Raw genomic sequence first — 24,696 nt, 5'->3', positions numbered from 1 at the left:
TCGAACGAGCACGTGAATCATAAGCCAATGCCCGGCGGCTGTCCCGCCAGGCATTTCGGAATATGGCTAAGGCAACCGACTTACAGACAAGTGGCCAGTGCTGCCAGGCGACGTTTGGCCGGCATATTGTCCTGTGCTGCATAGTAGTTGACCGTAGAACCCGCGCCGGTGCTGAGTACATCGACAAAGTAATCGCCACCGGTGGTATACACCGTAAAACCACCCGCCTCGGTCGCTTCCTTGAAGCCGCCAGCATCGACGCCGAACACGCTTTCATCCTGCCAGCCGAACTGGATGCACTGGGCAACGACCAGAGTGGCCTTGTCTGATGCCAGGGTCTTGTAGGGGCTGCCTGCGCGCGCTTCCTTCATCTTCGAACCGGCGCAACCGGTCAGTGCCGCCAGTATCAATGCGCCCATTACCACTTTGTGCATGCCATTGCTTCCTTGGAAAAACCGTGACTCTACCACTGTGCGTCTGCCAACTGACGCGCCCATGAACTTTGTTTCACTGTGAAGGGCAAACACGCCGCCTATAGTGGCCAGGCTCATTTTTTAGAAGTCTCCCTTCTGCCCGCCACCCCGCGGGCTTTTTTTTGCCTGGGTATCAAAACCACCAACGGAACAGATAGAACAGCGCCATGCTCAATAGCACGGTGGTCAACACGCTGCGCGTCCAGTACATCAACGCCACGGCGCAGATGCCGGCCAGCAGGTAAGGGTTGCTCGGGCTCAGGTTAAGCCGATGGTCAGCCAGGAAAATAATCGGCCCGCAGATCGCGGTGAGCATGCCCGGCACGGCGAAGCCCAGAAATTCACGCGCACCGCGATTGAGCCGTACCGGCAAGCGTGGCTCGATAAACAGGTAACGGTTGAAGAACACCACCAGGCCCATGGCCACAATCATCAGGTAAATCATCGTTGCCCCACTCCCAGCCGTTTACAGGCAAACCCCGCGCTCATCCCCAGCACGCCCGAGACCACCACCGCAGATTCCCAGTGCAGATAACTCAACCAGACCGAGCTCAGCAGTGCCACGGCAACGCATACCACCGTGGGCACGTCGCGCACCACGGGGGTGATCAAGGCAATAAAGGTCGCGGCAATCGAGAACTCCAGCCCCAATTGATCAAGGCCGGGAATGCTTTTGCCCAGCACAATGCCGGCGAGGGTGAAGAGGTTCCAGATCAGGTAAAACGTCAGGCCGACGCCCAAGGCGTACCAGCGATTGAAGGTCTCGCGGTCGTAGTGGTTGACCAGGGCAAAGAATTCATCGGTCAACAAGAACCCCAGGCTCATGCGCCAACGGGTGTTGAGCGAAGACAGCGTAGGACGCATGTGCATGCCATAGAGCAGATGCTGGGATGTGAGCAGCAAGGTGGTCAGCACGATGGAAATCAGGCTGGCACCGCTCTTGACCATGCCGATGGCCACCAGTTGTGCGGCACCGGCAAACACAATGGCAGACAAGCCTTGGGCTTGCAGCGGGGTAAATTGCGCGTCGATGGCCATGGAGCCGGCCAGCAACCCCCAGGGCGCACAGGCCAGGGATAAGGGAATGACGGCGATGGCGCCGCGGGTGAAGGCGTAATGAGGTAATGCAGTGGGCATGGAAGCGGCTCATCGACAGACAGTCGACAATCATGCCAGCACGAACGAAAGCTTGTCTTGAACGATCTTGCTCAGGCGAGCTTTACCGAAACCTGCTCCACCGAATCCCGGGCTTCGCGCAATTCATACGCATCCTGGTTCAGCCGGTGGATGGTATTGAGCAGGCGCTGGCGCAGCACTTCATCGCCGAGTTTTTCCACGGCGCGCATCAGGTCAAAGGCCGCGGTTTCGTTATTTTCCGCGACGGAATCCAGGGTCTTGCGCAGGTTGCGGGTGGCTCGGGTCACGCGGGGTCTTCCTTCATCAGCAATGGGCAGGCACGTTAGGACATTTGTGTTTCATTTTAATTTCAAACAGTTGTGGCGCTTTCAAAGGGATTTGATCCATATCAATTGAAACAAGATTTGACCTGTATATATGGAAATACGTATATTCGAATATATCCACTTGAAAAGTCCTTGACCATGTCAGACCTCTTCTCTCCTCCCACCCTGTTCAAGTGCCTGGCCGATGCCACCCGTGCACGGGTGACCTTATTGATCCTGCGCGAGGGCGAACTTTGCGTGTGTGAGTTGATCCATGCCTTGGACGACAGCCAGCCAAAAATCTCCCGCCATCTCGCGCAATTGCGCAGTTGCGGGCTACTGGTGGACCGACGTCAAGGGCAATGGATCTATTACCGCATCAATCCGGCACTGCCCGCCTGGGTCACCCAGGTGCTCGACACTACCCTACAAGCCAACCAGCCATGGTTGCAGGATGACGCACTGCGTCTGAATGCAATGGGCGACAGACCACAACGGGCCAGCACCTGCTGCTGAGCCATCGGAGCGTTTATTCATGCTTGTCGCAATTGCGATTTTCCTCGTCACCATCGTGCTGGTCATCTGGCAACCCAAGGGGCTGGGCGTCGGCTGGAGTGCCACACTGGGCGCGATCCTGGCGCTGGCCTGCGGAGTGATCAGCCTGGCGGACATCCCGGCGGTGTGGCACATCATCTGGAACGCCACCGGCACCTTCGTCGCGCTGATCATCATCAGCCTGTTGCTGGACGAAGCCGGTTTCTTCGCCTGGACGGCGCTGCATGTGGCGCGCTGGGGCCGTGGCCGCGGCCGGCGGTTGTTTGCCTATATAGTGTTGCTGGGTGCGCTGGTATCGGCGCTGTTTGCCAACGACGGTGCGGCGTTGATCCTGACGCCTATCGTGATGTCGATGCTGCTGGCCTTGCGCTTTTCCCCGGCGGCGACCCTGGCCTTCGTCATGGGCGCAGGGTTTATCGCCGACACGGCGAGCCTGCCGCTGGTGGTGTCGAACCTGGTGAATATCGTCTCGGCGGACTATTTCAAGATTGGCTTCAACGAATACGCCGCGGTGATGGTGCCGGTGAACCTGGTCAGTGTCGCCGCCACGCTCGCGGTGCTGCTGTGGTTTTTCCGCCGGGATATTCCGCAGACCTACAACCCGTCCGACCTGGAAGATCCCGCCAGTGCCATCCATGACCGTGCGACCTTTCGTGCCGGCTGGTGGGTACTCGGTATTCTGCTGGTCGGCTGTTTCGCTCTGGAACCATTGGGCATTCCCATCAGTGCGATCTCCGCGTTCTGTGCGGTACTGCTGCTGGTGATTGCAGCCAAAGGTCATCAGATTTCCACGCGTAAAGTCCTCAAAGAAGCCCCGTGGCAAATCGTGATTTTTTCCCTGGGCATGTACCTGGTGGTCTATGGCCTGCGTAACGCCGGCCTGACCGACTACCTGGCCACCTGGCTTGACACCTTCGCCACCTATGGTGTGTGGGGCGCGGCCATGGGCACCGGGGTGCTGACAGCGCTGCTCTCATCAGCCATGAATAACCTGCCGACCGTGCTGATTGGCGCGTTGTCCATCGAGTCCAGCCATGCCGTGGGCGTGGTCAAGGACGCGATGATCTACGCCAATGTGATCGGCAGCGACCTGGGCCCGAAAATCACCCCCATCGGCAGCCTGGCCACCTTGTTGTGGTTGCATATCCTGGCACGCAAAGGCATCACCATCACCTGGGGTTACTACTTCAAGGTCGGGATCGTGCTGACCCTGCCCGTCCTGCTGGTCACCCTCGCCGCCCTCGCCTTGCGCCTGAGCATCTAAAGGAGACTGCAATGAAAGTGCTGTTCATGTGTACCGCCAACAGTTGCCGCAGCATCTTGTCCGAAGCGATGTTCAACCACCTGGCGCCGCCGGGCTTTGAAGCGATCAGCGCCGGCAGTTTTCCCAAGGGCCAGGTCTTGCCCCGTAGCCTGAGCACGCTGCAGGCGGCGGGCATCAGCATCGAAGGTTTGTACAGCAAGGGCAATGAGGCCTTTCAAGACAGCCCGCCTGATGTGGTCATCACCGTGTGCGATAAAGCAGCCGGTGAAGCGTGCCCCGTATATTTCGGCCCAGCGGTGAAGACGCATTGGGGCCTGGAGGACCCTTCCGAAATGCAGGGTGACGAGGCGCAAGTAGAGGCTGCATTCAAGGCCACCCTCGACATTATCACCGCACGCTGCGAGGCGTTTTTTGCGCTGCCCTTTGCACGTCTATCGCCGGATGAATTGAAGGCTGAACTCCACCGCATTGCCTCAACGCCGCAGACTTTGTAGGAGCAAGCTTGCTCGCGAAAAACTCATAGGCACCGCGGTCATTCAGGAAACGCGCGTTATCGTTGACGCTTTTCGCGAGCAAGCTCGCTCCTACAGGGGGCGCTGATCCTGTGGGCAATACACGGCCAGTGTGGGAGCTGGCTTGCCTGCGATAGCGGTGGTTGAGTTGAAGATTCAGTCGCTGACGCGCCGCCATCGCGGGCGTTCCTACAGAGGGCGTGGTATCCCTCTCCCGGACTGACGTATGCTCTGGCACTTTCTCGAAAGGAACTGAGCATGCTGTCGATCTTTGTCTATGCGCTGGTATTCGGTTTTGTATTTTGCCTTTCCCCCGGCGCCGTGCTGGCAGAGACTCTGCGCCGCGGCTTGCTCCATGGCTTCACGCCGGCGTTGCTGGTGCAGTTCGGCTCACTGGTGGGCGACGCCGTCTGGGCCGTGATTGGCCTCACCGGTATCGCACTGCTGATCCAGCATGATGCAGTGCGGGTTCCACTTACAATCGTCTGCGCGCTGTACCTGGCCTGGCTGGGCATTCGCAGCCTGATTGATGCCTGGCAGTTACCGGCAATGGACAATGCCCCTGCCACCTCAGGCAAAAATGCGTTGGCGGTGGGCGCGGCGATTTCCTTGGCTAATCCGAAAAACATCGTCTACTGGGGCGCCTTGGGCAGCGCACTGTCGGGGATTGTCGGCACCACCCCCAGTCACGGGCAGACCCTGATGTTTTTTGCCGGCTTCATGCTGGCGTCGGTACTCTCGTGTTTTCTTACCGCCGCCTTGGTGAACCTGCTACGCAAGAACGCATCACCGACTTGGCAGCGTGCGAGTTATGCGGCCTGCGGTTTAGTATTGATCTATCTGGCACTCCTCGCCGCGCAAGGTGTATGAAGTTATTCAACCCACAACTTACGCGCGCCTCTTGTCTGAACAAACTCTGAACACTGGTTAATTTAATTAATCATACGTTGACATTCACTGACGCCCTGAGTAGATTGCCCGTGCCCGCAACTGGGGCCTTTTTTAAACCTCACAAAAGAAGCCAATGGACACAGTATCTAGTCGCTGTCCGAGCACCGCCTTTGCGGGCATCGGGCGCCAAACCCAGAATATGACAGGACTCGCGTTCCAGGTCCGGTAAGCTGCGCTAGAGCTTGATGCTCCACCGTAACTGCCTCACCGGTCGCCCGTCCGGTCCCGAGGTGTGTTATGACCTTCCAACTCCTTGTTTTGCCTGATACGCGCACACTGGTCGCAGCCCTGCGCGCCAAGCTGTGCCGAGCGCCGGCGGGCTTTTCGCCAAGCCGCTCGACCTTTGTCACACCCTCCCCTCAAGTGCGCCCAGCCCCGCCGCTGGCGCACTGGCGTATCTGCCCTGAAAGCGGCCACCTGGTGCAGCACTGGGATCATGCCGACCCTCAAGACCCGCAGAGACCCCAGGTTTCCTGCCTGGCGCAAGCGCGCTTGATGCTCGGTTTCTACCTGAGTACTCACGCCGCCTGACCTCGCTGGAAACAGCAACTTTCTTATTGATGACCCTGGAGTTCTTTATGAACACGTCCAGTAGTAGCCTGCTGCACGCTAGTTAACTAACTTGCTGTTAGCGGGCCCTTCAGAAGTTATGTGAATACTTTATTTGAACCGATCGCGAAGTCCGCGGCTCGGCATGCTTTCGCTCGCCTGTCTGCAGGTAAGTAGAGGGTATGTTTTGTCGAGAATTGGCGACAGGAGTACAGACAATGAGCGCCGTAAAAAACACGCCTCTGCACAAAAAAAATGGCACCGCTGCCGACACCAGGCTGTCGATGCGTGCCGCCCGTGAAGCCCACAATGGCCTGGCGGCCACCCTCGCCAATGTACGGGCCACCCAGGACGGCCTGACCGAACTGGACGCTTCGGCGCGTCTGCAACGAGAAGGCTATAACGAAGTCGCCCACGACAAGCCGCCACACGCTATCGTCCAGTTCCTGCAGGCTCTGAACAACCCGTTCATCTACGTGCTGCTGACCCTGGGTGGCATCAGCTTTGTGACTGACTGCTGGCTGCCGATGCAGGAAGGCGAAGAAGCCGACCCGACCAAGGTCGTCATCATCATGACCATGGTGTTGCTCAGCAGCCTGCTGCGTTTCTGGCAGGAGCACCGTTCGGCCAAATCCGCCGAGGCCCTCAAGGCCATGGTACGCACCACCGCCACCGTGCTGCGCCGCGAGCAGGTTGGTGCTCAGCCCACCTTGCGCGAAGTGCCGATGCGTGACCTGGTGGCCGGCGATATCGTGCAATTGTCCGCTGGCGACATGATCCCCGCCGATATCCGCCTGATCGAGTCCCGCGACCTGTTTATCAGCCAGGCCGTGCTGACCGGCGAAGCCTTGCCGGTGGAGAAGTACGACACCCTGGGCGATGTCACGCAAAAATCCGCCTCTACCCTGGCCGCCGACCAGGGCAACTTGCTGGACTTGCCGAACATCTGCTTCATGGGCACCAACGTGGTCAGCGGCCGCGCTAAAGCAGTGGTGGTGGCAACGGGGCCGCGCACCTACTTTGGCTCCCTGGCCAAGGCGATTGTCGGCTCGCGGGTGCAAACCGCCTTCGACCGGGGCGTGAACAGTGTCAGCTGGCTGCTGATCCGCTTCATGCTGGTGATGGTACCCATCGTGTTTTTCCTCAATGGCTTCTCCAAGGGCGATTGGGGCGATGCCTTCCTGTTTGCCCTGGCGGTAGCCGTCGGCCTTACCCCGGAAATGCTGCCGATGATCGTCAGCGCCAACCTGGCCAAGGGGGCTACGGCCATGGCCAAGCGCAAAGTGGTGGTCAAGCGCCTCAATGCGATCCAGAACTTCGGCTCGATGGATGTGCTGTGCACTGACAAGACCGGCACCCTCACCCAGGACAAGATCATCCTCGAGCATCACGTCAATGCCTTTGGTCAGCGCGATGACGCCGTGCTGTCCCTGGCGTGGCTCAACAGCTTTCACCAGAGCGGCATGAAAAACCTGATGGACCAGGCGGTCGTGCAGTTCTCGGAACAAAACCCCAAGTTCCAGGTGCCGTTTGCCTACAGCAAGGTCGATGAATTGCCGTTCGACTTTGTCCGTCGTCGCCTGTCGATCGTGGTCAAGGATGCCGCCGGTGACCAGTTGCTGGTATGCAAGGGCGCGGTGGAAGAGATGCTGAGCATTTCTACCCATGTCATGGAGGCTGGCGAAGCCTTGCCCCTGGATGACCGCCGTCGTGAGGCGCTACTGGCGCTCGCCAATGATTACAACGAAGACGGTTTCCGCGTGCTGGTGGTAGCGACCCGCAATATCCCTAAAGCGCTGGCACGCCAGCAGTACACCACCAGCGACGAACGCAACATGGTGATCCAGGGTTTCCTGACGTTCCTGGACCCACCGAAGGAAACCGCAGGCCCGGCCATTGCGGCGCTGCAACAGATTGGCGTGGCGATCAAGGTGTTGACCGGCGACAACGCCGTGGTCACCAGCAAGATCTGCCGCCAGGTTGGCCTGGAACCCGGCCAGCCGCTGCTGGGCGTGGAAATCGAAGCCATGGACGACGCCACCCTGCTGCGCCGCGTAGAAGAGCGCACCGTATTCGCCAAGCTCACGCCGCTGCAAAAATCCCGCGTGCTCAAGGCGCTGCAAGCTAACGGGCACACCGTCGGCTTCCTCGGTGACGGTATCAACGATGCACCGGCGCTGCGGGATGCCGATGTGGGTATTTCGGTGGACAGCGGCACCGACATCGCCAAGGAATCGGCCGACATCATCCTGCTGGAGAAGAGCCTGATGGTGCTCGAAGAAGGCGTGCTCAAGGGCCGCGAAACCTTCGGCAATATCATGAAGTACCTGAACATGACTGCCAGCTCCAACTTCGGCAATGTGTTCTCGGTGCTGGTGGCCAGTGCGTTCATCCCGTTCATGCCGATGCTGGCGATCCATCTGCTGCTGCAGAACCTGATGTACGACATCTCCCAACTGGCCCTGCCGTGGGACAAGATGGACAAGGAATACCTGGCCAAGCCACGCAAGTGGGATGCGAAAAACATCGGCCGCTTCATGATTTGGATCGGACCGACCTCGTCGATCTTCGACATCACCACCTTTGCGCTGATGTGGTACGTGTTCTCGGCCAACAGTGTGGAAATGCAGACGCTGTTCCAGTCCGGCTGGTTTATCGAAGGGCTGCTCTCGCAAACCCTGGTGGTGCATATGCTGCGCACCCGCAAGATCCCGTTCTTCCAGAGCACGGCCGCCTGGCCGGTGTTGATGATGACCTGCATCGTGATCGCCCTGGGCATCTACGTGCCGTTCTCACCGCTGGGCACCCTGGTGGGCCTGCAACCGCTGCCGCTGGCGTACTTCCCATGGCTGGTGGGCACCTTGCTGGCTTACTGCTGCGTCGCCCAACTGATGAAGACGATCTACATCCGCCGCTTCAAACAGTGGTACTGACCCTCCCCGCCGTTCAAACGCAGGCGGCCGCCCGGTCGCCTGCGTGCAATACAAGGATTTGCTCATGCGCGTGTTGATCTGTGCAGGTCGTCATTACGCCGACACCAAAAAGTCCCGCCATGTGCTGGACGCTTACCACCGCCTGCGCCCGGTGCAGGTACTGATCCACGGCGGCAACCAGTTCCTGGGCAGTGAGATCGAGGAATGGGCCCGGGAAATCGGTATCGACGTAGTGCGTTATCCACCCAATTGGCAGCGCCATGGCAAACAGGCGGAACGCCAGCGCAATCACTTCATGCTGGCCGACAGCCGCCCCGATCTGATCATTGCCCTGCCGGGCGGTGACGATACCTCGGAGCTGGTTTGCCAGGCCAAAGCCAGCGGCATTTCGGTGCTGACCGTAGAAAGCTGAACTCAAGCGAGGTGCATCATGCACAAAAAACACACGCCGGCACGCCGCGACGGGTTTGCCAAATATCGCGCACGCCACTCTCGCCACACCCTGCTGTTACTGCCGCCAGCAAAGCGCCGCGCATTGCAGCGCAACCTGATCTTTATCGGCGTGATCCTGGGCCTTGTCCTGGTGGCCGCGTTGATTTCAAAAGCGCAAGCCGCAGGCGGCGCTTATGTGGTTGACGACGGCGCGATCAACACGCCGGGTGAATGCAATGTCGACGCCTGGTACAGCGCCCAGCGGCACGCGGGCAGTACCCATAACGGCACCTTGTCGCCCGCCTGCACGTTCAGCGCCATGCCCGCCGTGCAATGGGGCGCCGCGTTGTCACGGGCCGTGGATGCAGGCAAAGGCGAGACGCAGATCAGCCCGCAAGCCAAGGTGCAGGTGCTGTCACGGCAAGACTTGGGCTTGGAACTGGCGATTGCTGTCGGGGCGCATGTCGCGCTGGACCGCCATCACGGGCTTGACGGCGCAGACCTGAACATCCCCCTGACATGGCAACCCCTGGATGCCTTGCGCCTGAACCTGAACGCCGGCTGGAGCCACGCCTACAACGACGGTGATCAACAACATCGCCTGACCTGGGGCACGGGGTTCGAATATCAGTTGGCAGAGAAGCTCACGTTGATTGGCGAGCGTTATGGCCAGGAAGGCGGCGAACAGGCCTGGCAGGCTGGGCCGCGTTTGCACATTGGTGAATGTGTCGACGTGGACCTGCTGGTCGGGCGCAGCCTGATTGGCGATCGCGCCCAGTGGCTGACCACTGGGGCGACGCTGAGGTTCTAGGCTTTGGCCTGCTGCTCCAGATGCAGCTGCAATTGCGGATCGATTTGCAACTGACCGGCCAGGTCGTCGAGGTAATTGCGCTCGGCGTCCTGCTGATCATTGACCAGCATCACGCTCGCCAGGTAAATCTCCGCAGCGAGTGCGGGGTCATTGGCATACTCGGCAAAATCGGCGGCATCCAAGGGCTTGGCGACTTCGGCGTCGAGCCACTGCTGCAGTTGTGGGTCGTCGGTATGACGGCCGATCTCGGCAGAAATCATCTGCTGCTCTTGCGCATCGATTTTGCCATCGGCCTTGGCCGCCGCGATCAACGCACGCAGTACGCCGTGGCTATGGGCTTCGGCTTCAGGCCCTTCAAGCTGGTCAACGGTCTGGATAGCTTGCTGCGGTGCCGAAGCCTGTTGGCGTTGCCAGGCTTGATACGCCTGGAAGGCCGCCATCCCCAGGGACGCCAGCGCCGCGTAGTTCATCCCACCGCCGCTGCGCGTCTGGGTAGTACCACCTGCCGGAGCGCCGCCCAACAAGCCGCCCAGGCCACCTAATAAACCACCCAAACCGCCACCCGCCGCAGACGCATTGCCGGTGCCGGCGCCCTTCAACAACCCTCCAAGCAACCCGCCCAGGCCGCCGCCCGAAGCCCCGCCGCCTTGCTGCCCTGCACGCAACAGTTGTTCCAGTAGATCGCTGGTATTCATGGTGTCGCCCTCCGGGGCGCAATAGTGGCATTGATCAAACATAGTCCTCCCCTGATGGAACACCATGACCGTCGGGCGGGCAAGCTTTATGATGACGCCATCACGCCGACAAGGGAGAACCGCGGTGAATCGCATCGAGCACATTGCGTTGATGGCCACCTACAACCAATGGATGAACCGCAAGGTCTACGACGCCGCCGCCGCCCTGACGCACGCGCAGCTGACCCTGGACCGCCAAGCGTTTTTCGGTTCGATCTTCGGCACCTTGAACCACCTGATGCTGGGTGACACCGTCTGGCTCAAGCGCTTCGCCGAACACCCGGCCAACTTTGCGGCCTTGGCGCCGCTGAACGGGGTTGCCACGCCCGGCGACCTCAAGCAACTGGCCTTCGCCAGTCTTGCCGAACTAGCGGCCCATCGCGCCTGGCTGGATCAACTCATCATCGATTGGGCCCACAGCCTGCAAGAGCCCCACCTCGACCAACGCCTGCGTTATCACAACATGCGCGGCGTGGCCGCCGAGAAACCCTTCTTCGGTTTGCTGGTGCACTTTTTCAACCACCAGACTCACCACCGCGGCCAGGTGACGACACTGCTGAGCCAGGCGGGTGTGGACGTAGGGGTCACCGACTTGCTGGCACTGATTGACTGAAGGCCGACACTGTCAATGTGGGAGCTGGCTTGCCTGCGATGGCGGTGTAACAGATTCAAATCTGTGACTGACACATCGCTATCGCAGGCAAGCCAGCTCCCACAGTTGCCCTATATTGCCCACAGCATCAGTGCTGTCACTTCACCTTGCTGCTCAAGGTCTCCACGCTGCGCTTCAAATCATCCAGGCTGCGCTTGAGACCGTCGAGCTCGCTTTTCTGACGCTCTATCGTGCTCTTCTGCTCATCCACCGTACGCTTGAGACTCGACAGCTGACTGTCACTGCTACTGGCACTCGAACCGTCCTTGCGCTTGAACTCATCAAACGCACGCTCCTGCCCCTCTACTTTGCTTTTCAAGCTTTGCAGTTCGCTTTGACTCTGTTTTTGCCCAGCTTGCAGCGCCTCGACATCCCCCACGGAAACACCCGACGGCTTCAACACATAGGCACCGCCCACGTCCATCGAGCCGGCCGTCAACTTGTCTGAAGACGACGCACTAAATTCGCCCCACTGCACCGCACTCCCCGCCTGCGCCGAGCTGAACGCGCCAGTGCCCAACAACCCCGCTACACCTGCGGCCATGATCCAAGCCTGCTTACGGATACTGAGCATCAAACGACTCCCTGCGAAATGCCGAAATGGCATATCGCTATGACTGTCATTTATGGGGCTTGTTCCTGGGTTGTGAGCGTTCATCAGGACTTGGCACAAAGGCCATGTAGATCACTGATCTGCCACGTTTTTTTCTGCGCATCTTTATGCGGGAAAACCGGCTGGGAGGTTGCGCTGAAGCGGCTGGATCTATATATTCCCAACCCTGTTACACCGCGCTACCGCCCGAATGGCGAAACTGGTAGACGCATGGGACTTAAAATCCCCCGCTCGTAAGGGCGTCCCGGTTCGATTCCGGGTTCGGGCACCATAGATATCAAGGGCTTGCCAGGGAAACCTGGGCAGGCCCTTATCTTTTCTGTTCCGCAACTCTCATCAGCAGCGTCCTGCCGACCGAACACAATCCGTTCGGCGCATGAAGCGCCACCCCACTACTGCCGCAATGTGGGGCGGCTGCACGGTCTCCCTAGTTGATTTCAGTGACGAAGTTTTCGCGAGACCGCCGTACTTTTTTCAGGTTTACCAGCCAGTCAGACTCTGCTGCCCGATACCCCAACGGCAGGAGCACCACACTGCGCAGATGCCTGGCCCCCAGTCCCAGAATCTCATCGACAGCCGAGGGATCGAAGCCTTCCATGGGCGTTGCGTCGACTTGCTCGGACGCCGCGGCGATTAAAGCCGAGCCCAGTCCAATATAGGCTTGGCGCGCAGCCGCTTGATAATTGGCCTCCTGCCCACGCTCGGCGACTATGCCGAGGAGCATTTGACGGTAATCTTCCCACCCCTGGTTGACAGTGGCTCTTACAGTATTGGTCAGGTCGAACATCATGTTGACGCGCTCAGGCGTTATGTCATCCCAGGCGGCGAACACCAGTAAATGAGAGCAGTCGGTCACCTGGGACTGATTCCAGCTGACCGCCTTGATCTTTTCGCGAATGTGCGGATTAGTCACCACCAGCAATTCAAATGGCTGGAGGCCGCTCGAGGTCGCCGTCAGTCGTACCGCTTCCAGAATTCGCTCCAGCTTTTCAGCCGGCACGGTCTTGGACGGGTCATAACTTTTCGTCGCATAACGCCAATTCAGTAACTCGGTTATTTTGCTCATTCTTCATATTCCACGCAGGTCAACGGTCTTTATCCAGCCCAATCCGAATACCTTCAGGATTGCGCTCCGGCTTATACTGCGGATTAAAGTCAACTTGAAGGTCAAGCAAAAAATGAAGATCGGCGAGATTTCGCGACGCACAGGCCTTGCTGCTTCAGCAATACGCTACTACGAGGAGCAAGGCCTGCTGGACGCTCCCACGCGTGACGTGAACAACTATCGCTATTACAGCGAAACCACCATTAAACGCTTGGAAGTCGTGATCCACGCGCAAAGGCTGGGGTTTTCCCTCGACACCGTTCGTGGCCTCTTCCTTCATGACGGTAGCTGCTCCAAATCCCTCACTCTGGAACAGATCAATGTACGCCTGGAGGAGATACAGCACATCGAAGCCACGCTAAAAGTGCAGCGTGAGGAGTTGTTGATGCTGCAAGAAGTCCTCGAAGAAAGCCTTCGTACGGGCATCGCACCTGGATTGAATTGCCCAAGCAGCGTGGAGCGATTACGACCTGATCGAGCCGTAGTCATGCGAAGCAAACACATGATGGCTACCAGCAAGTAAAGAAAGCGCAATACTGCGAGATCTGGTTCTCAACCAAATACAAACCTGATGCTGCCTCTCGCACTGACAGATTGCTATAAAGCGATAAGCAAGAAAAAACCCCACAGCATCAACGATCCTGTGAGGTTTTATCACCAGCTTTACCGATCCGGCATCAAACCACGCTGATCATCTCTGCACTCAACTGCGCCGCATTGAACCCCACCAGGGTGACACTGCTGGCCCCCGCCAGAATCACGCTGTCACTGCCGTGCTGGGTAGTCGCACCGAGCACAGCATCGGCGCTGGCAAACAGCGACTTGGCGAACACCAGCAGGTCTTTCCCATTCTGATGAATGTTGAAGTCACTGATCACGTCGTGGCCGAACCCGCGCTGGTCGAAAACAAACAGGTCGCTGCCCACGCCACCGCTGAGTTGGTCATTACCCTGCCCGCCGATCAAGACGTCATTGCCGTTGGCGCCATACAGCGCGTCGTTACCGGTGCCGCCCAGCAGTGTGTCGTTGCCCTCACCGCCGTGCAGCAGGTCATTGCCGGCGCCACCGTCGAGCCGGTCATTGCCGTTCTGGCCGAATATCAGGTCGCGAGCGGCGGTGCCTTTGAGGGTGTCGGCCAGCTGGCTGCCTTCGATGGATTTGGCATACGCCTTATCGGCGCCGAACAGGCCTTCGAAGTCGAGTTTGCCACTGGTCACCGTATAGGCCGGCGTGAGGACCTCGCCAATACCACCGAAGAGCCCGCCGAGCACGGGCACATGGCCGAGGCTGTTGGCCAGGCCGGTTTCGAACTCTACATGCTCTACGCCGTGCAATTCCTTCAGGCCATATTGGCCGCTGCTATCGTTCAGAAACAACGTGCCATCGCTGAGTTTCACCGCCTCGTAGGAAGACGCGGTGCCTTTGAGGAAGACTTTATCGTTGCCTTCGCCGCCAGCGACGATATCGGTACCGGTACTCACCCGGAAACTGTCGTCACCCTTGAACCCGTCGAGGAAGTCATCGCTGCGGCCGTCCTGCAGCTTGTCCGAACTGTCGGTGCCCAGCAGGAAGGCCGGTGTGCCGTAGTGGTTGGAGGTGGCGGTCTGTTTGTCGCTGACCCAGGTAAAGCTGCGGCTGATGGCGTCAAGGTTACTGATGATGATGGTGCTGTCGCGCTCGATGTAATCGTAGAAGGTCGATTGGGCGATACGCTGGATAGGGTTGATGAAAATGCCTTCCAGGTGCGCGGCCCATCCTGACAGGTTGGCAATCGAGAACGGACCATTGGGCCAGGTTGGCAGCGCGTAGATTGTGTCGAACAGCACGATGTTGTCAGTCGTCGAGGTGTAACTGGCATCACTGCCTTGAAGCGCATCGATAATGGCGCTGCCCACGTTGGTCTCTTGACCCGTGAGACGGTGGACCACATCGTTTTCAAAACCGAAGTTGAAGATGCCGTCGCTGTTGCTGGACTTGGGCGACTCCATGCCAAAGTAGTCCGAATCCTTGAAAAAACCGTCGGCCAAAGTGTCCTTGCCGATATACATGCTGTTGGTAACGGAGCCACCCTGGCTATAGCCGGTGACCAGAACATCCTTGCCGCTCAGGTTATGGCCGGTGGCGTAATCCTTGATTGAGTTGAGCAGGTAGTCGTAGCCGTTGATATAAGAGTTATCGATCATCGCCGGCCAACCCAGCAGATCAATTGGCGAGTTAGTGCCGGCAATGGAAAAACCCATTTTGACTAATTGGCCGCTATCATCGTATTGACCAAACACCCTGGCTTGAGAACCAAAGACGCCGTCGCCGGTAAAACTTCCAGTGATGTCGGTGTGGCTGCTATCAACCTGCAGTTCGCTCGCGCCGATCTCACGCCAGCCCTTGGGCAGCGCGAAGGTGTTGCCCTCGCCCAGCACAAGCCCCGGAATGTTGTAGAGCGCGCCGACGGTCGCTACACCACTGGTGTAAGTGGCGAGGGTCCAGGCATCTGAAATCAGGACGCGGGCGTCTTGCCCCTTGTAATCGAATATAGCCATGTCAGTACTCCTTGAGCCCAGCGATCAACACCGAAAGTCAACGGTAATACCTGATGCGTCGGGCTAAACAATATGCATTGAAGTTGTTGTTGTGCATTCTGTTCAGGCTGCTTCGTTGCTTAATATCGAGGTTGACCATTAAGGAAGCTCGTCAACACTAGCCTAGAAGTGCCGCGTTAAAGTGACCGACTATCGGATGACAAAGGTATGTACTTGGGGAGATAGACGACAAAAGCGCCATAAGCGCTGTTTGTCGAACAAGAGGTGAAGTTCTGTGTTATTCGTGACTGGCGAGTCAAAGAAAATCAAACCCTTATAGCAAGTTGTGAACTGCAATAAGGGCTCAAGAAGTTCAGGTTTCTCTGGAACTCAGGAAGAATAAACCTCAGCACCTTGGCAGACAGGCTGCTTGAACCTGGGTAATTGCTGCCGGGCCAGTTGCGCCTGCACGCCCGCGACGGCTTCAAGCACTCGTTGCGCCCAGTGCTCATCCTGCGGATCGACCACCACCACGCGAAAGCCGTGGTCGTTACCTTCAAGGCGCACACCCTCGGAATCATCCACGTGCAAATCAATGTCGAAGGCCGGCGGAAATTTCGAGGGGGTGTTCGACAGCCCATGCACCGTGAGGGCGTGGTTATGCCGCACGCTGTTGACTACGCCATCGACACGAATGCCGTACAGCATCAGCCAACGCCTGATGTAGGAAGGCGCCCTGCCCGATGAGGTGTAGACCCAGATACTGCAACCCTGGCGCCGCAGCTCTCGCGTCAACGAACGGGTGCCAATACGCAGCGGTTCTCCCCACCAACGATGAGCGCAGGCCGGTAGCCAGCTGCTTTCGACATCAGCGTGGTGGAGCTGGCAAGCCAATGTGTCGTCGATATCAAAGGAGATGCGTACACGCGGTCGCTTGGCGGCACGCGTGAGAAGCGCCTGCTGGATAGCTTGCACGGCTCGGCTGGCGAGTGTTGGATACCGGCGCATTAATGGCCTCCCTGATAAATAGGCTGTGGTGCGTCGCTCAAGAAAAACGCCTTGGGATCCGGGGCCTGTTCCTCCAGAAAGGCGGCGTACTTTTTCTTGATTTTGGGCAATTCATACAACGCCTTGACCCCATGTTTGGCCGAGTTGCGGATTACCGAGGAAGGATTGAAATAGCCCTCGGCATTTTCCAGCGTTAGCACGAACGGTGGCAACCCGGCCCGCATCAGCAGATAACTGACGATCAGCGAACCACTGCGGTTGTTGCCTTCGATGAACAACTGCGGCTTGCTGAGGATGCGCACATACACACCGGCCGCACGCTTCCACACCGATTCACTGCGATACGCGCAATACCAATTGAACAAGTCCTTGATACCGCCTTCAACGTTGTTGAAGAAGTGCTCTTCGGTGGCGGCCAGGTGCTGCGCGTATTCCACGCGGCGCGCCGGGTCGCTACCGCAGAGCACCGTGGCGTTGATCTCCAGCATCAGGTCCAGATGATGAAGGTCAAACAGGTCAACGCCCCGTGCGACATAGTCGTCAACCAACGCATAGCCTTCAAGCACGTTGTGCAGCACTTCGTCGGTCAAGGGGTCGCGCGGCTCGGTAAATTGCGTGCTGAGCTCGGCAAAGCGGCTCTGCACTTTGCGGAGCGCGCGTTCAATCGCTGACAAATCAAGACGATGCGTTGCAGACATTGGCGTTCCTGGGCTGACGGTGGCGCACGTGTGGTTTCTATCGAACATGGAGTTACTCAGCTGAACTTGCCGCTGATGTAATCCTCGGTCATCTGTTCACGCGGGCTGCCAAAAATCTGCGCGGTCGGGCCCATTTCCACCAGGTAGCCGGTACGCGTGCCCTGGGAAATATCCACCGAGAAAAACGCCGTGGTGTCCGCCACGCGGATCGCCTGCTGCATGTTGTGGGTGACCAGGGCGATGGTGTAATCCTTCTTCAGTTCCACCATCAGTTCCTCTACCCGGCGAGTCGCAATCGGGTCGAGTGCCGAGCAAGGCTCATCGAGCAACAGCACTTCCGGCTCGGTGGCAATCGCACGGGCAATACACAGCCGTTGCTGCTGGCCACCGGAGAGCGACAGGCCACTGACCTTGAGCTTGTCCTTGACTTCATCCCACAGCGCAGCGCCTTGCAGGGCGTGCTTGACGCGGTCGCCCAGGTCGCCTTTGTAGCGGTTCAAGCGCAGGCCGAAGGCGACGTTGTCGAAGATGCTCATGGAAAACGGGTTCGGCTGCTGGAACACCATGCCGATGTAACGGCGCACCACCACCGGGTCTACACCCTTGCCATACACGTCCTGCCCCAGGAAATGCACGTGGCCTTCGAAACGAAAGCCCTTCACCAGGTCGTTCATGCGGTTGAGGCTGCGCAGTACCGTACTTTTGCCGCAGCCGGACGGGCCGATGAAACCGGTGATCTTGTTTTTCTCGATCGGCACATGGCTGTCACGTACTGCCATGAAGTTGCCGTAGAAAATCCTGTCCAGCTTGCAGTCCATGACCACAGGCGATTGGGTAACAAACGGAGCGGCTATTTGCGCAGTTGAGACGTTCAAGATTCAGATGCTCCCGTTCTTAATACTTAGGCTTGCCGAAGATACGGCTCACAATATTCACGACCAGCACGATCATCACCAACACCAACGAGGCCGCCCAGGCGAGCTCCAGCTGGTTGTCGAAGGGCATGCCGGAAAAGTTGTAGATCAGCACGGCAAGGGAGGCCGTGGGGTTCATCACCGCCAGGTCGCCGTCGTGGTAGATCCAGTAGTTGCTGAACAGCGCGGTGAACAACAACGGCGCGGTTTCGCCTGCGGCACGTGCCACTGCAAGCATTACGCCGGTGAGGATCGCTGGCAGGCCGGTCGGCAAGATGATCTTCCAGATCACTTGGGAGCGGGTGCAGCCCATGCCATAGGCGGCGTCCTTCATGATCTTGGGCACCATGCGCATCGACTCTTCAGCCGTCAGCACCACGATGGGCAGCATCAGTACCGCCAGGGCCACGCCGCCGGCCGGTGCCGAGTAGGTGCCGGTGGTCATGACCACCAAGGCATAGGCAAACACCCCGGCCAGGATCGAAGGCAAGCCGGTGAGCATCTTGGCGGCAAAGCGTGCAGCGTTGGCCAATTTGCTGTCCGGCCCCAGTTCAGCCAGGAAAATCGCGGCCATGATGCCGACCGGCACCGCAATCGCCGCAGCGATACCGACCATCACAAATGTGCCGGCCATGGCGTTGCCGAAACCGCCGCCTGTTTCGAAGCCGGTGGGCGGCAGTTCGGTGAACACCTCCAGGCTCAGGCGGGCGCCGCCACGGGTGATCAGCATGTAGAGCACGGAAATCAGCGGCACGCTGGCCAGCAGCGCACCCAGCCATACCAATGTGGTCAACACCAGACTGCGCAAGGCGCGGCCTTCGAACTTGCGCTGCAGGCTCGGCACAGCGGTGATAGGGGATGTGAGATTCGTCATCATCGGTTACCCCGTTGGGCGTAGAGCATGATCATGGAACCGATGACATTCACCAGCAGCGTGATGAACATCAAGACGAGAGCGGCGTACATCAATACCTCCACCTCGTTGGGCCCGGCTTCGGGGAAGTTCAGCGCCAACAAGGCTGCCAAGGTATTGGCCGGCGCGAACAGCGAGAGGGAAATGTTGTTGGCGTTGCCCACCAGCATCGCCAGCGCCATGGTTTCGCCCAGCGCACGGCCGAGGCCGAGTACCAGGGAGCCGAAAATACCGGTGGCGGCGGATGGCACCATCACCTTGAGAATCGCCTCCCAATGGGTGGTGCCCATGCCGTAGGCGGCCTGCTTGGTCTTCATCGGCACGCTGGTGAGCGCGTCCTGGGATACGGCGGCAATCGTCGGCAGAATCATGATGGCCAACACCAGCGCCGCAGGCAGCAACCCCGGCCCGCTCAGGGACGTGCCGAAAAACGGTATCCAACCCAGTTCGCTGTTCAACCAGGTGGTCAGTGGCCGAATGGCCGGGATCACCACGTAGATGCCCCACAGGCCGTACACCACGCTGGGGATAGCCGCGAGCAGCTCAACGATGGTGCGAAACACAGCGGCCAGCTTGGCCGGCAGAAAATCCTGAGTCAGGAAAATCGCCATGCTGACACCGAAAAAGCCTGCAATCAGCAGCGCGATGAAAGCGCTGTAGAGCGTGCCCCAAATGGCCGGCAAGATCCCGTACTTGCCCTGGTTAACGTCCCAGACACTGCCAAAAAGCACATCGAACCCGTGCTTTTCCATGCCCGGCAAGGCCTTGCGTCCCACCTCGAATACCAAGGCTGCGACCAACGCCAGAATCAGTACCACCCCGATTCGCGCGAGCCCACGGAAGGTGCGATCGACCAGGAAGTCTTTGGCCGAGGGAGGTTGGCAGGCAGAATCCCGGTTAACCGGTACGACGAAAGGTTTGTTCATTGGCTAATTCCGGAACAGGGGGGAAACGCCCCCGGCGCGGCAAACAGCCCACACCGAGAGCGGCCTCACGGGTGTTACTGAATGTTGGCGGAGGCTTTGCGAACCTGCTCCACCACCGATGGCGGCAGCGGGATGTAGCCCATGGAGTCGGCGATTTTCTGCCCCTCGGTCAGGCTGTACTCAACCATTTCGCGCATGGCCTTGGCCTTGGCAGGGTTGCCGTTGTCCTTGCGGAAAATCATCCAGGTGTAAGAGGTGATCGGGTAAGACTTGGCACCGTCCGGGTCAGGCAACCAGGCCACCAGGCTTTCCGGCATCTTAACTGCGGCCAGGGCCTCGGCGCCGCTTTCGGCGTTCGGCACCACGTACTGGCCGGCCTTGTTCTGCAACTGGGCGAAGTCAACCTTGGCCAGTTTGGCGAAACCGTACTCGATGTAGCCAATCGCGCCTGGGGTCTGGCGTACGGTGGCGGTCACACCATCGTTCTTGGGCGACTTGATGAATTTGTCGCTGGCCGGCCAGTTGACGGTGTTGCCCTCCCCCAGTGCCGTTTTGAATTCAGGGTTGATGGTCGCCAGGTGCTTGGTGAATACCGCCGTGGTGCCGCTGGAGTCTGCGCGCACCACCACGGTGATCGGCGTGTCGGTGAGTTTCAGGTCCGGGTTGGCGGCGACGATCTGTGGGTCGTTCCACTTGGTGATCTTGCCCAGGAAGATGTTGGAGTAAACATCGCGTGGCAGCTTGAGGCCCTTGGGATTGCCCGGCAGGTTATAGGCCAGCACGATTTCACCGGCAGTCATTGGCAGCAACTGCACGCCTTCGGCGACCTTGGCGATGTCTTCGTCTTTCATGGCCGAGTCACTGGCGGCGAAGTCGACGGTTTTATTCAGGAAGTCCTGCACACCTGCGCCGCTGCCCTTGGACTGGTAATCCACGGTGACGCCAGCGGTCTTCTTGCTGAAATCCTTGAACCAGGTGAGGTAGATCGGTGCAGGGAAGCTGGCGCCGGAGCCGGTGAGGCGCACGTTTTCGGCGGCGAAGGTCAAGGAGGAGGCACACAGGGATACCGTAACGGCGAGTGCTGCGGACTTCATCAAGCTTTTCATTAAAAGGAACTCGTTGTGGTGACGGGCTCCCGAACTGTGAAGCAGGGTTGTTACATTTTTATGAAAATTGAATGGCGAGAGGGTGTTTTGTCCCGCTTTGCCGCCACAGCGTTGTATTTTTAGGGCATTGGTTAGTAACAAATTACGACTAAAGTGCTGTCATCTCTCTAGCGGTACTGATCTTGCTTTCGCGACGGTCGACGCCGATCCAACTGTGGGAGCTGGCTTGCCTGCGATGACGGTCTGCCAGCCAACGCCTATTTACCTGACACCCACAGCTGGATCGCGCGGTGTCAGATAAATAGGTGCCAGGCGCAATGCCGCCATCGCAGGCAAGCCAGCTCCCACATGTGGACCTAGGGGTGTCAGTGAAATAGGCGCTGTACCGTCCCCCTCAAGGCTAGCGGCAGCCTCGCGTCAGGCTTACTTGCCTTCAGTCAACGCGTTGTAGCTGGTGAACAGGTTGCGGTAGTCCGGAATGTGGTTGGAGAACAACGTCCCCAAGCCCTCGATGTCGTTGCGCCAGTCGCGGTGCAGCTCACAGGCCAGGCCAAACCAGGTCATCAGTTGCGCGCCGTTGGCCGACATGCGGGCCCAGGCGGACTGTTGGGTCAGTTCGTTGAAAGTGCCGGAGGCGTCGGTGACCACAAACACTTCAAAGCCTTCGGCCAGGGCCGACAGCGCCGGGAACGCCACGCACACTTCGGTCACGACGCCGGCAATGATCAATTGCTTCTTGCCGGTGGCCTTGATGGCCTTGACGAAGTCTTCGTTGTCCCAGGCATTGATCTGGCCTGGGCGCGCAATGTACGGCGCATCCGGGAACAGTGCCTTGAGCTCGGGCACCAGCGGGCCATTGGGGCCGGTTTCGAAACTGGTGGTCAGGATCGTCGGCAACTTGAAGTACTTGGCCAGGTCAGCCAGGGCCAGCACGTTGTTCTTGAATTTGTCCGGGTCAATGTCGCGGACCAATGACAGTAAGCCGGCCTGATGGTCGACCAACAGCACAGCGGCGTTGTCTTTGTCCAAGCGAACGTAAGGTGTAGACATCTTCATACTCCTGATAAAAAGGCAGCGCCCAACATGGGCTCGCCGCAAAAGACCCCAGCGTATTTACTTGCGCTGTGAGTCTAGTACTTCGTGGTTGTTTGCCACTTCCTGAGCCTTGATGTAGCTCTCGATGAGAAGCTGATAGTGCGGCACGGCCTGGGTGTAGACGTTGGCCCATCCAAAAAACAGTGGAACCACCTTAATCATCGCGTTCAGGGTTAGGTAGTGGCTGAAACGGGCCGCTCCATCTCAAAAATGGAACAATGCAGCCGCACGGTGGCAAGGGCACTTGGACGTGCCGGTCGTTACAATGCGATCATCGGCTCCACCCCGTGGGTTTCAGGCACTTGCGCCAATCATGACCGTTCACTTATTTCCAGGCAGGTGCCTTCATGGACATCAAGCAGCTTAAATTCCTGATCGCGCTGGAGCAGACCCGCCACTTCGGCCAGGCCGCCGCGCGCTGCAACATCACCCAGCCCACCCTGTCGATGCGCCTGCGCAACCTGGAGGAGGAACTGGGCCTGGAGCTGGTAACCCGCGGCCAACGCTTCGAAGGTTTCACCCAGGCCGGCGAACGCGTATTGGCCTGGGCCAGGACCCTGCTCGCCGCCCACGACGGCCTGTTCGCCGAAGCCGCTGCGTGCCGCGGCCAGTTGGTCGGTAACCTGCGCCTGGGCCTGGTGCCCCTGAGCGGCTTCAACCCGATCAGCTTTATCCAGGGCTTGTCCCACAGCTTCCCGGAACTCAAGTTCAGCCTCACCTCCATGAGTTCGGACAAAATCATCGAAGCCTTGGGCACCAACCAACTGGACCTGGGCGTGTGCTACCTGGACCACGTCAGCCCCAATTACCTGGAGTTTTTCGAGCTGGGCGAAACCCGCGTCGGCCTGCTGTACGACACCCGCCACTTCCACTTCGAAGGCACACAGATGAGCTGGGAAGAAGCCGCCGAACTGCCCCTTGGGATGATCAGCAATGGCATGCACTACCGAAAATCCATCGACTTGAGTTTCCGCAGCCGCGGTCTCGATCCCCAGCCGATTCTGGAAAGCGACTCCACCTTTCAACTGTTCCAGGCCATCCACGAAGGCTTCTGTTGCGCGATCATGCCGTTGGACAGCGGCCTGGAAAGCCCCATCGAGAACCTGGCGTTTATCCACCTGCCGGATGCCAGCGTCCTTGCGCCCCTGGGCATGGTGATGCGCAAGACCGAACCGCGCTCGGTCATTGCAGAGAAGTGTTTTGCCGAGGCCAGGCAGTTGTTTGCACCCAATACCCAGGCTTAGCCGGCCTGCGTTTGCGGCGTGCACAAAAAAGGCGCTCCGTAGAGCGCCTTTTTACCGCCGATTGTTTTACTGCAAGCTGACCTGACGCAGCTCGGGTTTGGCCTCACCACCAATCATGATGCGTTTTGGCTTGGCCTCTTCAGGCACTTCACGCAGCAGGTCGATGTTGAGCAAACCGTTGGTCAGGGATGCGCCACGTACTTCGATATGGTCCGCCAAGCGGAACGACAACCGGAACGCACGTTGGGCAATGCCCTGGTGCAGGTAAGCGACCTTATCGTCGGTTTCGCGTTTTCCGCCGGAAACCGTCAATACACCCCTCTCGACCTGGATATCCAGATCCTCCTCGGTCAGGCCAGCGACGGCGATCACGATGCGGTACGCGTCGTCACCGTGCTTTTCCACGTTGTGAGGTGGATAGGAATTCGGAGCCTCGCTGCGCAGCGCCGACTCGAACAGGTCATTGAAGCGATCAAAGCCCACCGATTGACGGAACAGTGGGGCCAACGACAGGGTAGTAGCCATTTTAAAATCTCCTGAGTTTCTCCAAGTGATTTAGTACACGACCCGGATTCGGCATCGCGTGATCAAAAATTTATGGACGCGCAAAAGGAATTCAAGAGGGCTGGAAAAAATTTTTCTTGCGCAAGGGGCTATCACCCAAGCCCAAGTGTTATGGCGTGTGCTCTAATCAAAATGCCAGGCGTGCTTTACCCCGTGAGCGCCTGAGACAGCCCTTGAGGTACAAAAAAATGAAAATGACATTCCCGGCCCTGGCATTGGGCATTCTGATCTCCCAAGGGGCCCTGGCCGCTGGAGATGGTACGGCGGCGCTGGGAGGCGGTGTCGGCGGTGTATTGGGCAACGTGGTGGGCCAGCAGCTTGGTGGCTCGACAGGTGCGGCCATCGGCGCCGGCGTGGGGGGCGCAGCCGGGAGTGCAGTGGGTGCGCAGAAGGGCAACAAGACCGAAGCGGCGATTGGCGGCGGTTTGGGCTCGGCAGGCGGTTCGCTGATTGGCAATCGCCTGGGCGGTACCACCGGTTCAACCATCGGCGCCGGCGTGGGTGGCGCAGCCGGTGGCGCGCTGGGTAACAACCTGGCGGATGACGAGAGCGGTCATCGTTCCGGTGGTGGCAAGCACAAAGGCAACAAACATAAGCACAAGAACAAGCACCACTGATCGCGTGGCACGGCGCTGTTAGCCACCAAACACTGACCTGTGGCGAGGGAGCTTGCTCCCGTTGGGGCG

The 24,696-nt window shown here is 58.9% G+C and carries 28 protein-coding genes, 1 tRNA gene and 1 pseudogene; 13 read left to right on the top strand and 17 right to left on the bottom strand.

The annotated features are described in order from the left end of the window. Window positions 1-80: 80 nt before the first annotated feature. From HU730_RS17105 to HU730_RS17090, 4 genes are all read right to left on the bottom strand, one after another. Complete coding sequence (locus tag HU730_RS17105; protein ID WP_054897292.1) at window positions 81-434, bottom strand: hypothetical protein; 354 nt, start codon at window positions 432-434, stop codon at window positions 81-83. Window positions 435-606: 172 nt separating this feature from the next. Further along, a complete protein-coding gene (locus HU730_RS17100; RefSeq protein ID WP_014718527.1) occupies window positions 607-918 on the bottom strand; it encodes an AzlD domain-containing protein in 312 nt (103 codons plus the stop codon). Further along, window positions 915-1,610 carry an AzlC family ABC transporter permease gene (locus tag HU730_RS17095; RefSeq protein WP_047710922.1) on the bottom strand — a complete coding sequence of 232 codons (696 nt, stop codon included), beginning with the start codon at window positions 1,608-1,610 and terminating at the stop codon, window positions 915-917. Before HU730_RS17095 ends, HU730_RS17100 begins: the two co-directional genes overlap by 4 nt. Window positions 1,611-1,681: 71 nt before the next feature. Next, complete coding sequence (locus tag HU730_RS17090) at window positions 1,682-1,897, bottom strand: hypothetical protein (protein ID WP_003191339.1); 216 nt, start codon at window positions 1,895-1,897, stop codon at window positions 1,682-1,684. Between the two features lie 177 nt (window positions 1,898-2,074). On the opposite strand from HU730_RS17090, the gene HU730_RS17085 reads away from it, so the two are divergent. The 8 genes from HU730_RS17085 (at window position 2,075) to HU730_RS17050 (ending at window position 9,922) form a co-directional block, all read left to right on the top strand. Next, window positions 2,075-2,431: a metalloregulator ArsR/SmtB family transcription factor gene (locus HU730_RS17085; protein ID WP_034127507.1), complete on the top strand. Its 357-nt coding sequence runs from the start codon at window positions 2,075-2,077 to the stop codon at window positions 2,429-2,431. Between the two features lie 19 nt (window positions 2,432-2,450). Then, window positions 2,451-3,734 carry an arsenic transporter gene (locus HU730_RS17080; RefSeq protein WP_186527357.1) on the top strand — a complete coding sequence of 428 codons (1,284 nt, stop codon included), beginning with the start codon at window positions 2,451-2,453 and terminating at the stop codon, window positions 3,732-3,734. Between the two features lie 11 nt (window positions 3,735-3,745). Continuing rightward, complete coding sequence (locus HU730_RS17075; protein ID WP_186527358.1) at window positions 3,746-4,228, top strand: arsenate reductase ArsC; 483 nt, start codon at window positions 3,746-3,748, stop codon at window positions 4,226-4,228. 276 nt (window positions 4,229-4,504) lie between these two features. Continuing rightward, the gene (locus HU730_RS17070) at window positions 4,505-5,116 is read left to right on the top strand and encodes a LysE family transporter (RefSeq protein ID WP_186527359.1); all 612 of its coding nucleotides are present in this window, start codon (window positions 4,505-4,507) and stop codon (window positions 5,114-5,116) included. Between the two features lie 318 nt (window positions 5,117-5,434). After that, window positions 5,435-5,728 carry a hypothetical protein gene (locus HU730_RS17065; RefSeq protein ID WP_034127511.1) on the top strand — a complete coding sequence of 98 codons (294 nt, stop codon included), beginning with the start codon at window positions 5,435-5,437 and terminating at the stop codon, window positions 5,726-5,728. Window positions 5,729-5,964: 236 nt separating this feature from the next. After that, window positions 5,965-8,679: a magnesium-translocating P-type ATPase gene (gene mgtA / locus HU730_RS17060; RefSeq protein ID WP_186527360.1), complete on the top strand. Its 2,715-nt coding sequence runs from the start codon at window positions 5,965-5,967 to the stop codon at window positions 8,677-8,679. A gap of 64 nt (window positions 8,680-8,743) precedes the next feature. Beyond that, window positions 8,744-9,091: a DUF2493 domain-containing protein gene (locus HU730_RS17055; RefSeq protein ID WP_003191350.1), complete on the top strand. Its 348-nt coding sequence runs from the start codon at window positions 8,744-8,746 to the stop codon at window positions 9,089-9,091. Between the two features lie 18 nt (window positions 9,092-9,109). Then, window positions 9,110-9,922: a hypothetical protein gene (locus tag HU730_RS17050; protein WP_186527361.1), complete on the top strand. Its 813-nt coding sequence runs from the start codon at window positions 9,110-9,112 to the stop codon at window positions 9,920-9,922. Here HU730_RS17050 and HU730_RS17045 read toward each other — a convergent pair. After that, window positions 9,919-10,617, bottom strand: a complete 699-nt coding sequence (locus HU730_RS17045; RefSeq protein ID WP_034127613.1) for a tellurite resistance TerB family protein — start codon at window positions 10,615-10,617, stop codon at window positions 9,919-9,921. The genes HU730_RS17050 and HU730_RS17045 overlap by 4 nt on opposite strands. A 124-nt stretch (window positions 10,618-10,741) precedes the next feature. Here HU730_RS17045 and HU730_RS17040 point away from each other — a divergent pair, with 124 nt between their 5' ends. Beyond that, on the top strand, window positions 10,742-11,269 hold the full coding sequence (locus HU730_RS17040; RefSeq protein ID WP_054897299.1) for a DinB family protein: 528 nt from the start codon (window positions 10,742-10,744) through the stop codon (window positions 11,267-11,269). Between the two features lie 136 nt (window positions 11,270-11,405). Here HU730_RS17040 and HU730_RS17035 read toward each other — a convergent pair whose 3' ends face one another. Next, window positions 11,406-11,882: a hypothetical protein gene (locus HU730_RS17035; protein ID WP_060764279.1), complete on the bottom strand. Its 477-nt coding sequence runs from the start codon at window positions 11,880-11,882 to the stop codon at window positions 11,406-11,408. A 223-nt stretch (window positions 11,883-12,105) separates the two neighbouring features. Between HU730_RS17035 and HU730_RS17030 the strand changes: the two genes are divergently transcribed. Continuing rightward, window positions 12,106-12,192 (top strand) — tRNA-Leu (locus HU730_RS17030). Window positions 12,193-12,348: 156 nt separating this feature from the next. Here HU730_RS17030 and HU730_RS17025 read toward each other — a convergent pair. Next, window positions 12,349-12,987 (bottom strand): NAD(P)H-dependent oxidoreductase, encoded by a 639-nt coding sequence (locus HU730_RS17025; protein WP_034127517.1) that lies wholly within the window; start codon window positions 12,985-12,987, stop codon window positions 12,349-12,351. Between the two features lie 94 nt (window positions 12,988-13,081). Between HU730_RS17025 and HU730_RS17020 the strand changes: the two genes are divergently transcribed. Continuing rightward, entirely contained in the window at window positions 13,082-13,549 is a 468-nt protein-coding gene (locus tag HU730_RS17020; protein WP_254914092.1) for a MerR family transcriptional regulator, read from the top strand. Between the two features lie 154 nt (window positions 13,550-13,703). On the opposite strand, the gene HU730_RS17015 is transcribed toward HU730_RS17020, so the two are convergent. The 9 genes and pseudogenes from HU730_RS17015 to HU730_RS16975 all read right to left on the bottom strand — a co-directional run. Further along, window positions 13,704-15,563, bottom strand: coding sequence for a calcium-binding protein (locus HU730_RS17015; RefSeq protein ID WP_186527362.1), 1,860 nt, complete (start codon window positions 15,561-15,563; stop codon window positions 13,704-13,706). A gap of 369 nt (window positions 15,564-15,932) precedes the next feature. Next, window positions 15,933-16,550: a hypothetical protein gene (locus HU730_RS17010; protein WP_034127519.1), complete on the bottom strand. Its 618-nt coding sequence runs from the start codon at window positions 16,548-16,550 to the stop codon at window positions 15,933-15,935. Then, the gene (locus HU730_RS17005) at window positions 16,550-17,248 is read right to left on the bottom strand and encodes a hypothetical protein (protein ID WP_073521544.1); all 699 of its coding nucleotides are present in this window, start codon (window positions 17,246-17,248) and stop codon (window positions 16,550-16,552) included. Before HU730_RS17005 ends, HU730_RS17010 begins: the two co-directional genes overlap by 1 nt. A gap of 56 nt (window positions 17,249-17,304) precedes the next feature. Then, window positions 17,305-18,066, bottom strand: coding sequence for a phosphate ABC transporter ATP-binding protein PstB (gene pstB / locus HU730_RS17000; RefSeq protein WP_019817112.1), 762 nt, complete (start codon window positions 18,064-18,066; stop codon window positions 17,305-17,307). Between the two features lie 76 nt (window positions 18,067-18,142). Next, window positions 18,143-19,036 carry a phosphate ABC transporter permease PstA gene (pstA, locus tag HU730_RS16995; protein ID WP_003191515.1) on the bottom strand — a complete coding sequence of 298 codons (894 nt, stop codon included), beginning with the start codon at window positions 19,034-19,036 and terminating at the stop codon, window positions 18,143-18,145. Continuing rightward, window positions 19,036-20,001, bottom strand: a complete 966-nt coding sequence (gene pstC / locus HU730_RS16990; protein ID WP_003191517.1) for a phosphate ABC transporter permease subunit PstC — start codon at window positions 19,999-20,001, stop codon at window positions 19,036-19,038. The genes pstA and pstC overlap by 1 nt, the downstream gene beginning before the upstream one ends. 74 nt (window positions 20,002-20,075) lie before the next feature. Then, window positions 20,076-21,107: a phosphate ABC transporter substrate-binding protein PstS gene (gene pstS / locus HU730_RS16985; RefSeq protein ID WP_054919120.1), complete on the bottom strand. Its 1,032-nt coding sequence runs from the start codon at window positions 21,105-21,107 to the stop codon at window positions 20,076-20,078. A 423-nt stretch (window positions 21,108-21,530) separates the two neighbouring features. Continuing rightward, a complete protein-coding gene (gene ycaC, locus HU730_RS16980; RefSeq protein ID WP_003191542.1) occupies window positions 21,531-22,157 on the bottom strand; it encodes an isochorismate family cysteine hydrolase YcaC in 627 nt (208 codons plus the stop codon). 63 nt (window positions 22,158-22,220) lie between these two features. Beyond that, a pseudogene (locus tag HU730_RS16975) lies at window positions 22,221-22,307 on the bottom strand (hydrolase); the annotation flags it as partial. Between the two features lie 242 nt (window positions 22,308-22,549). On the opposite strand from HU730_RS16975, the gene HU730_RS16970 reads away from it, so the two are divergent. Continuing rightward, window positions 22,550-23,446, top strand: coding sequence for a LysR family transcriptional regulator (locus HU730_RS16970; protein WP_096144607.1), 897 nt, complete (start codon window positions 22,550-22,552; stop codon window positions 23,444-23,446). 66 nt (window positions 23,447-23,512) lie between these two features. Here the strand turns inward: HU730_RS16970 and HU730_RS16965 are convergent, their stop codons facing one another. Next, window positions 23,513-23,971, bottom strand: coding sequence for an Hsp20 family protein (locus tag HU730_RS16965; RefSeq protein ID WP_003191546.1), 459 nt, complete (start codon window positions 23,969-23,971; stop codon window positions 23,513-23,515). Window positions 23,972-24,198: 227 nt separating this feature from the next. Between HU730_RS16965 and HU730_RS16960 the strand changes: the two genes are divergently transcribed. Beyond that, window positions 24,199-24,627, top strand: a complete 429-nt coding sequence (locus tag HU730_RS16960; protein WP_034127523.1) for a glycine zipper domain-containing protein — start codon at window positions 24,199-24,201, stop codon at window positions 24,625-24,627. Window positions 24,628-24,696: the final 69 nt, after the last annotated feature.

The sequence above is a fragment of the Pseudomonas sp. SWRI22 genome, assembly GCF_014268395.2.
Taxonomy (GTDB): Bacteria; Pseudomonadota; Gammaproteobacteria; order Pseudomonadales; family Pseudomonadaceae; genus Aquipseudomonas; species Aquipseudomonas paracarnis.
Note: the sequence above shows the minus strand (reverse complement) of the source record. Positions and strands in the feature narration are given on the sequence as shown.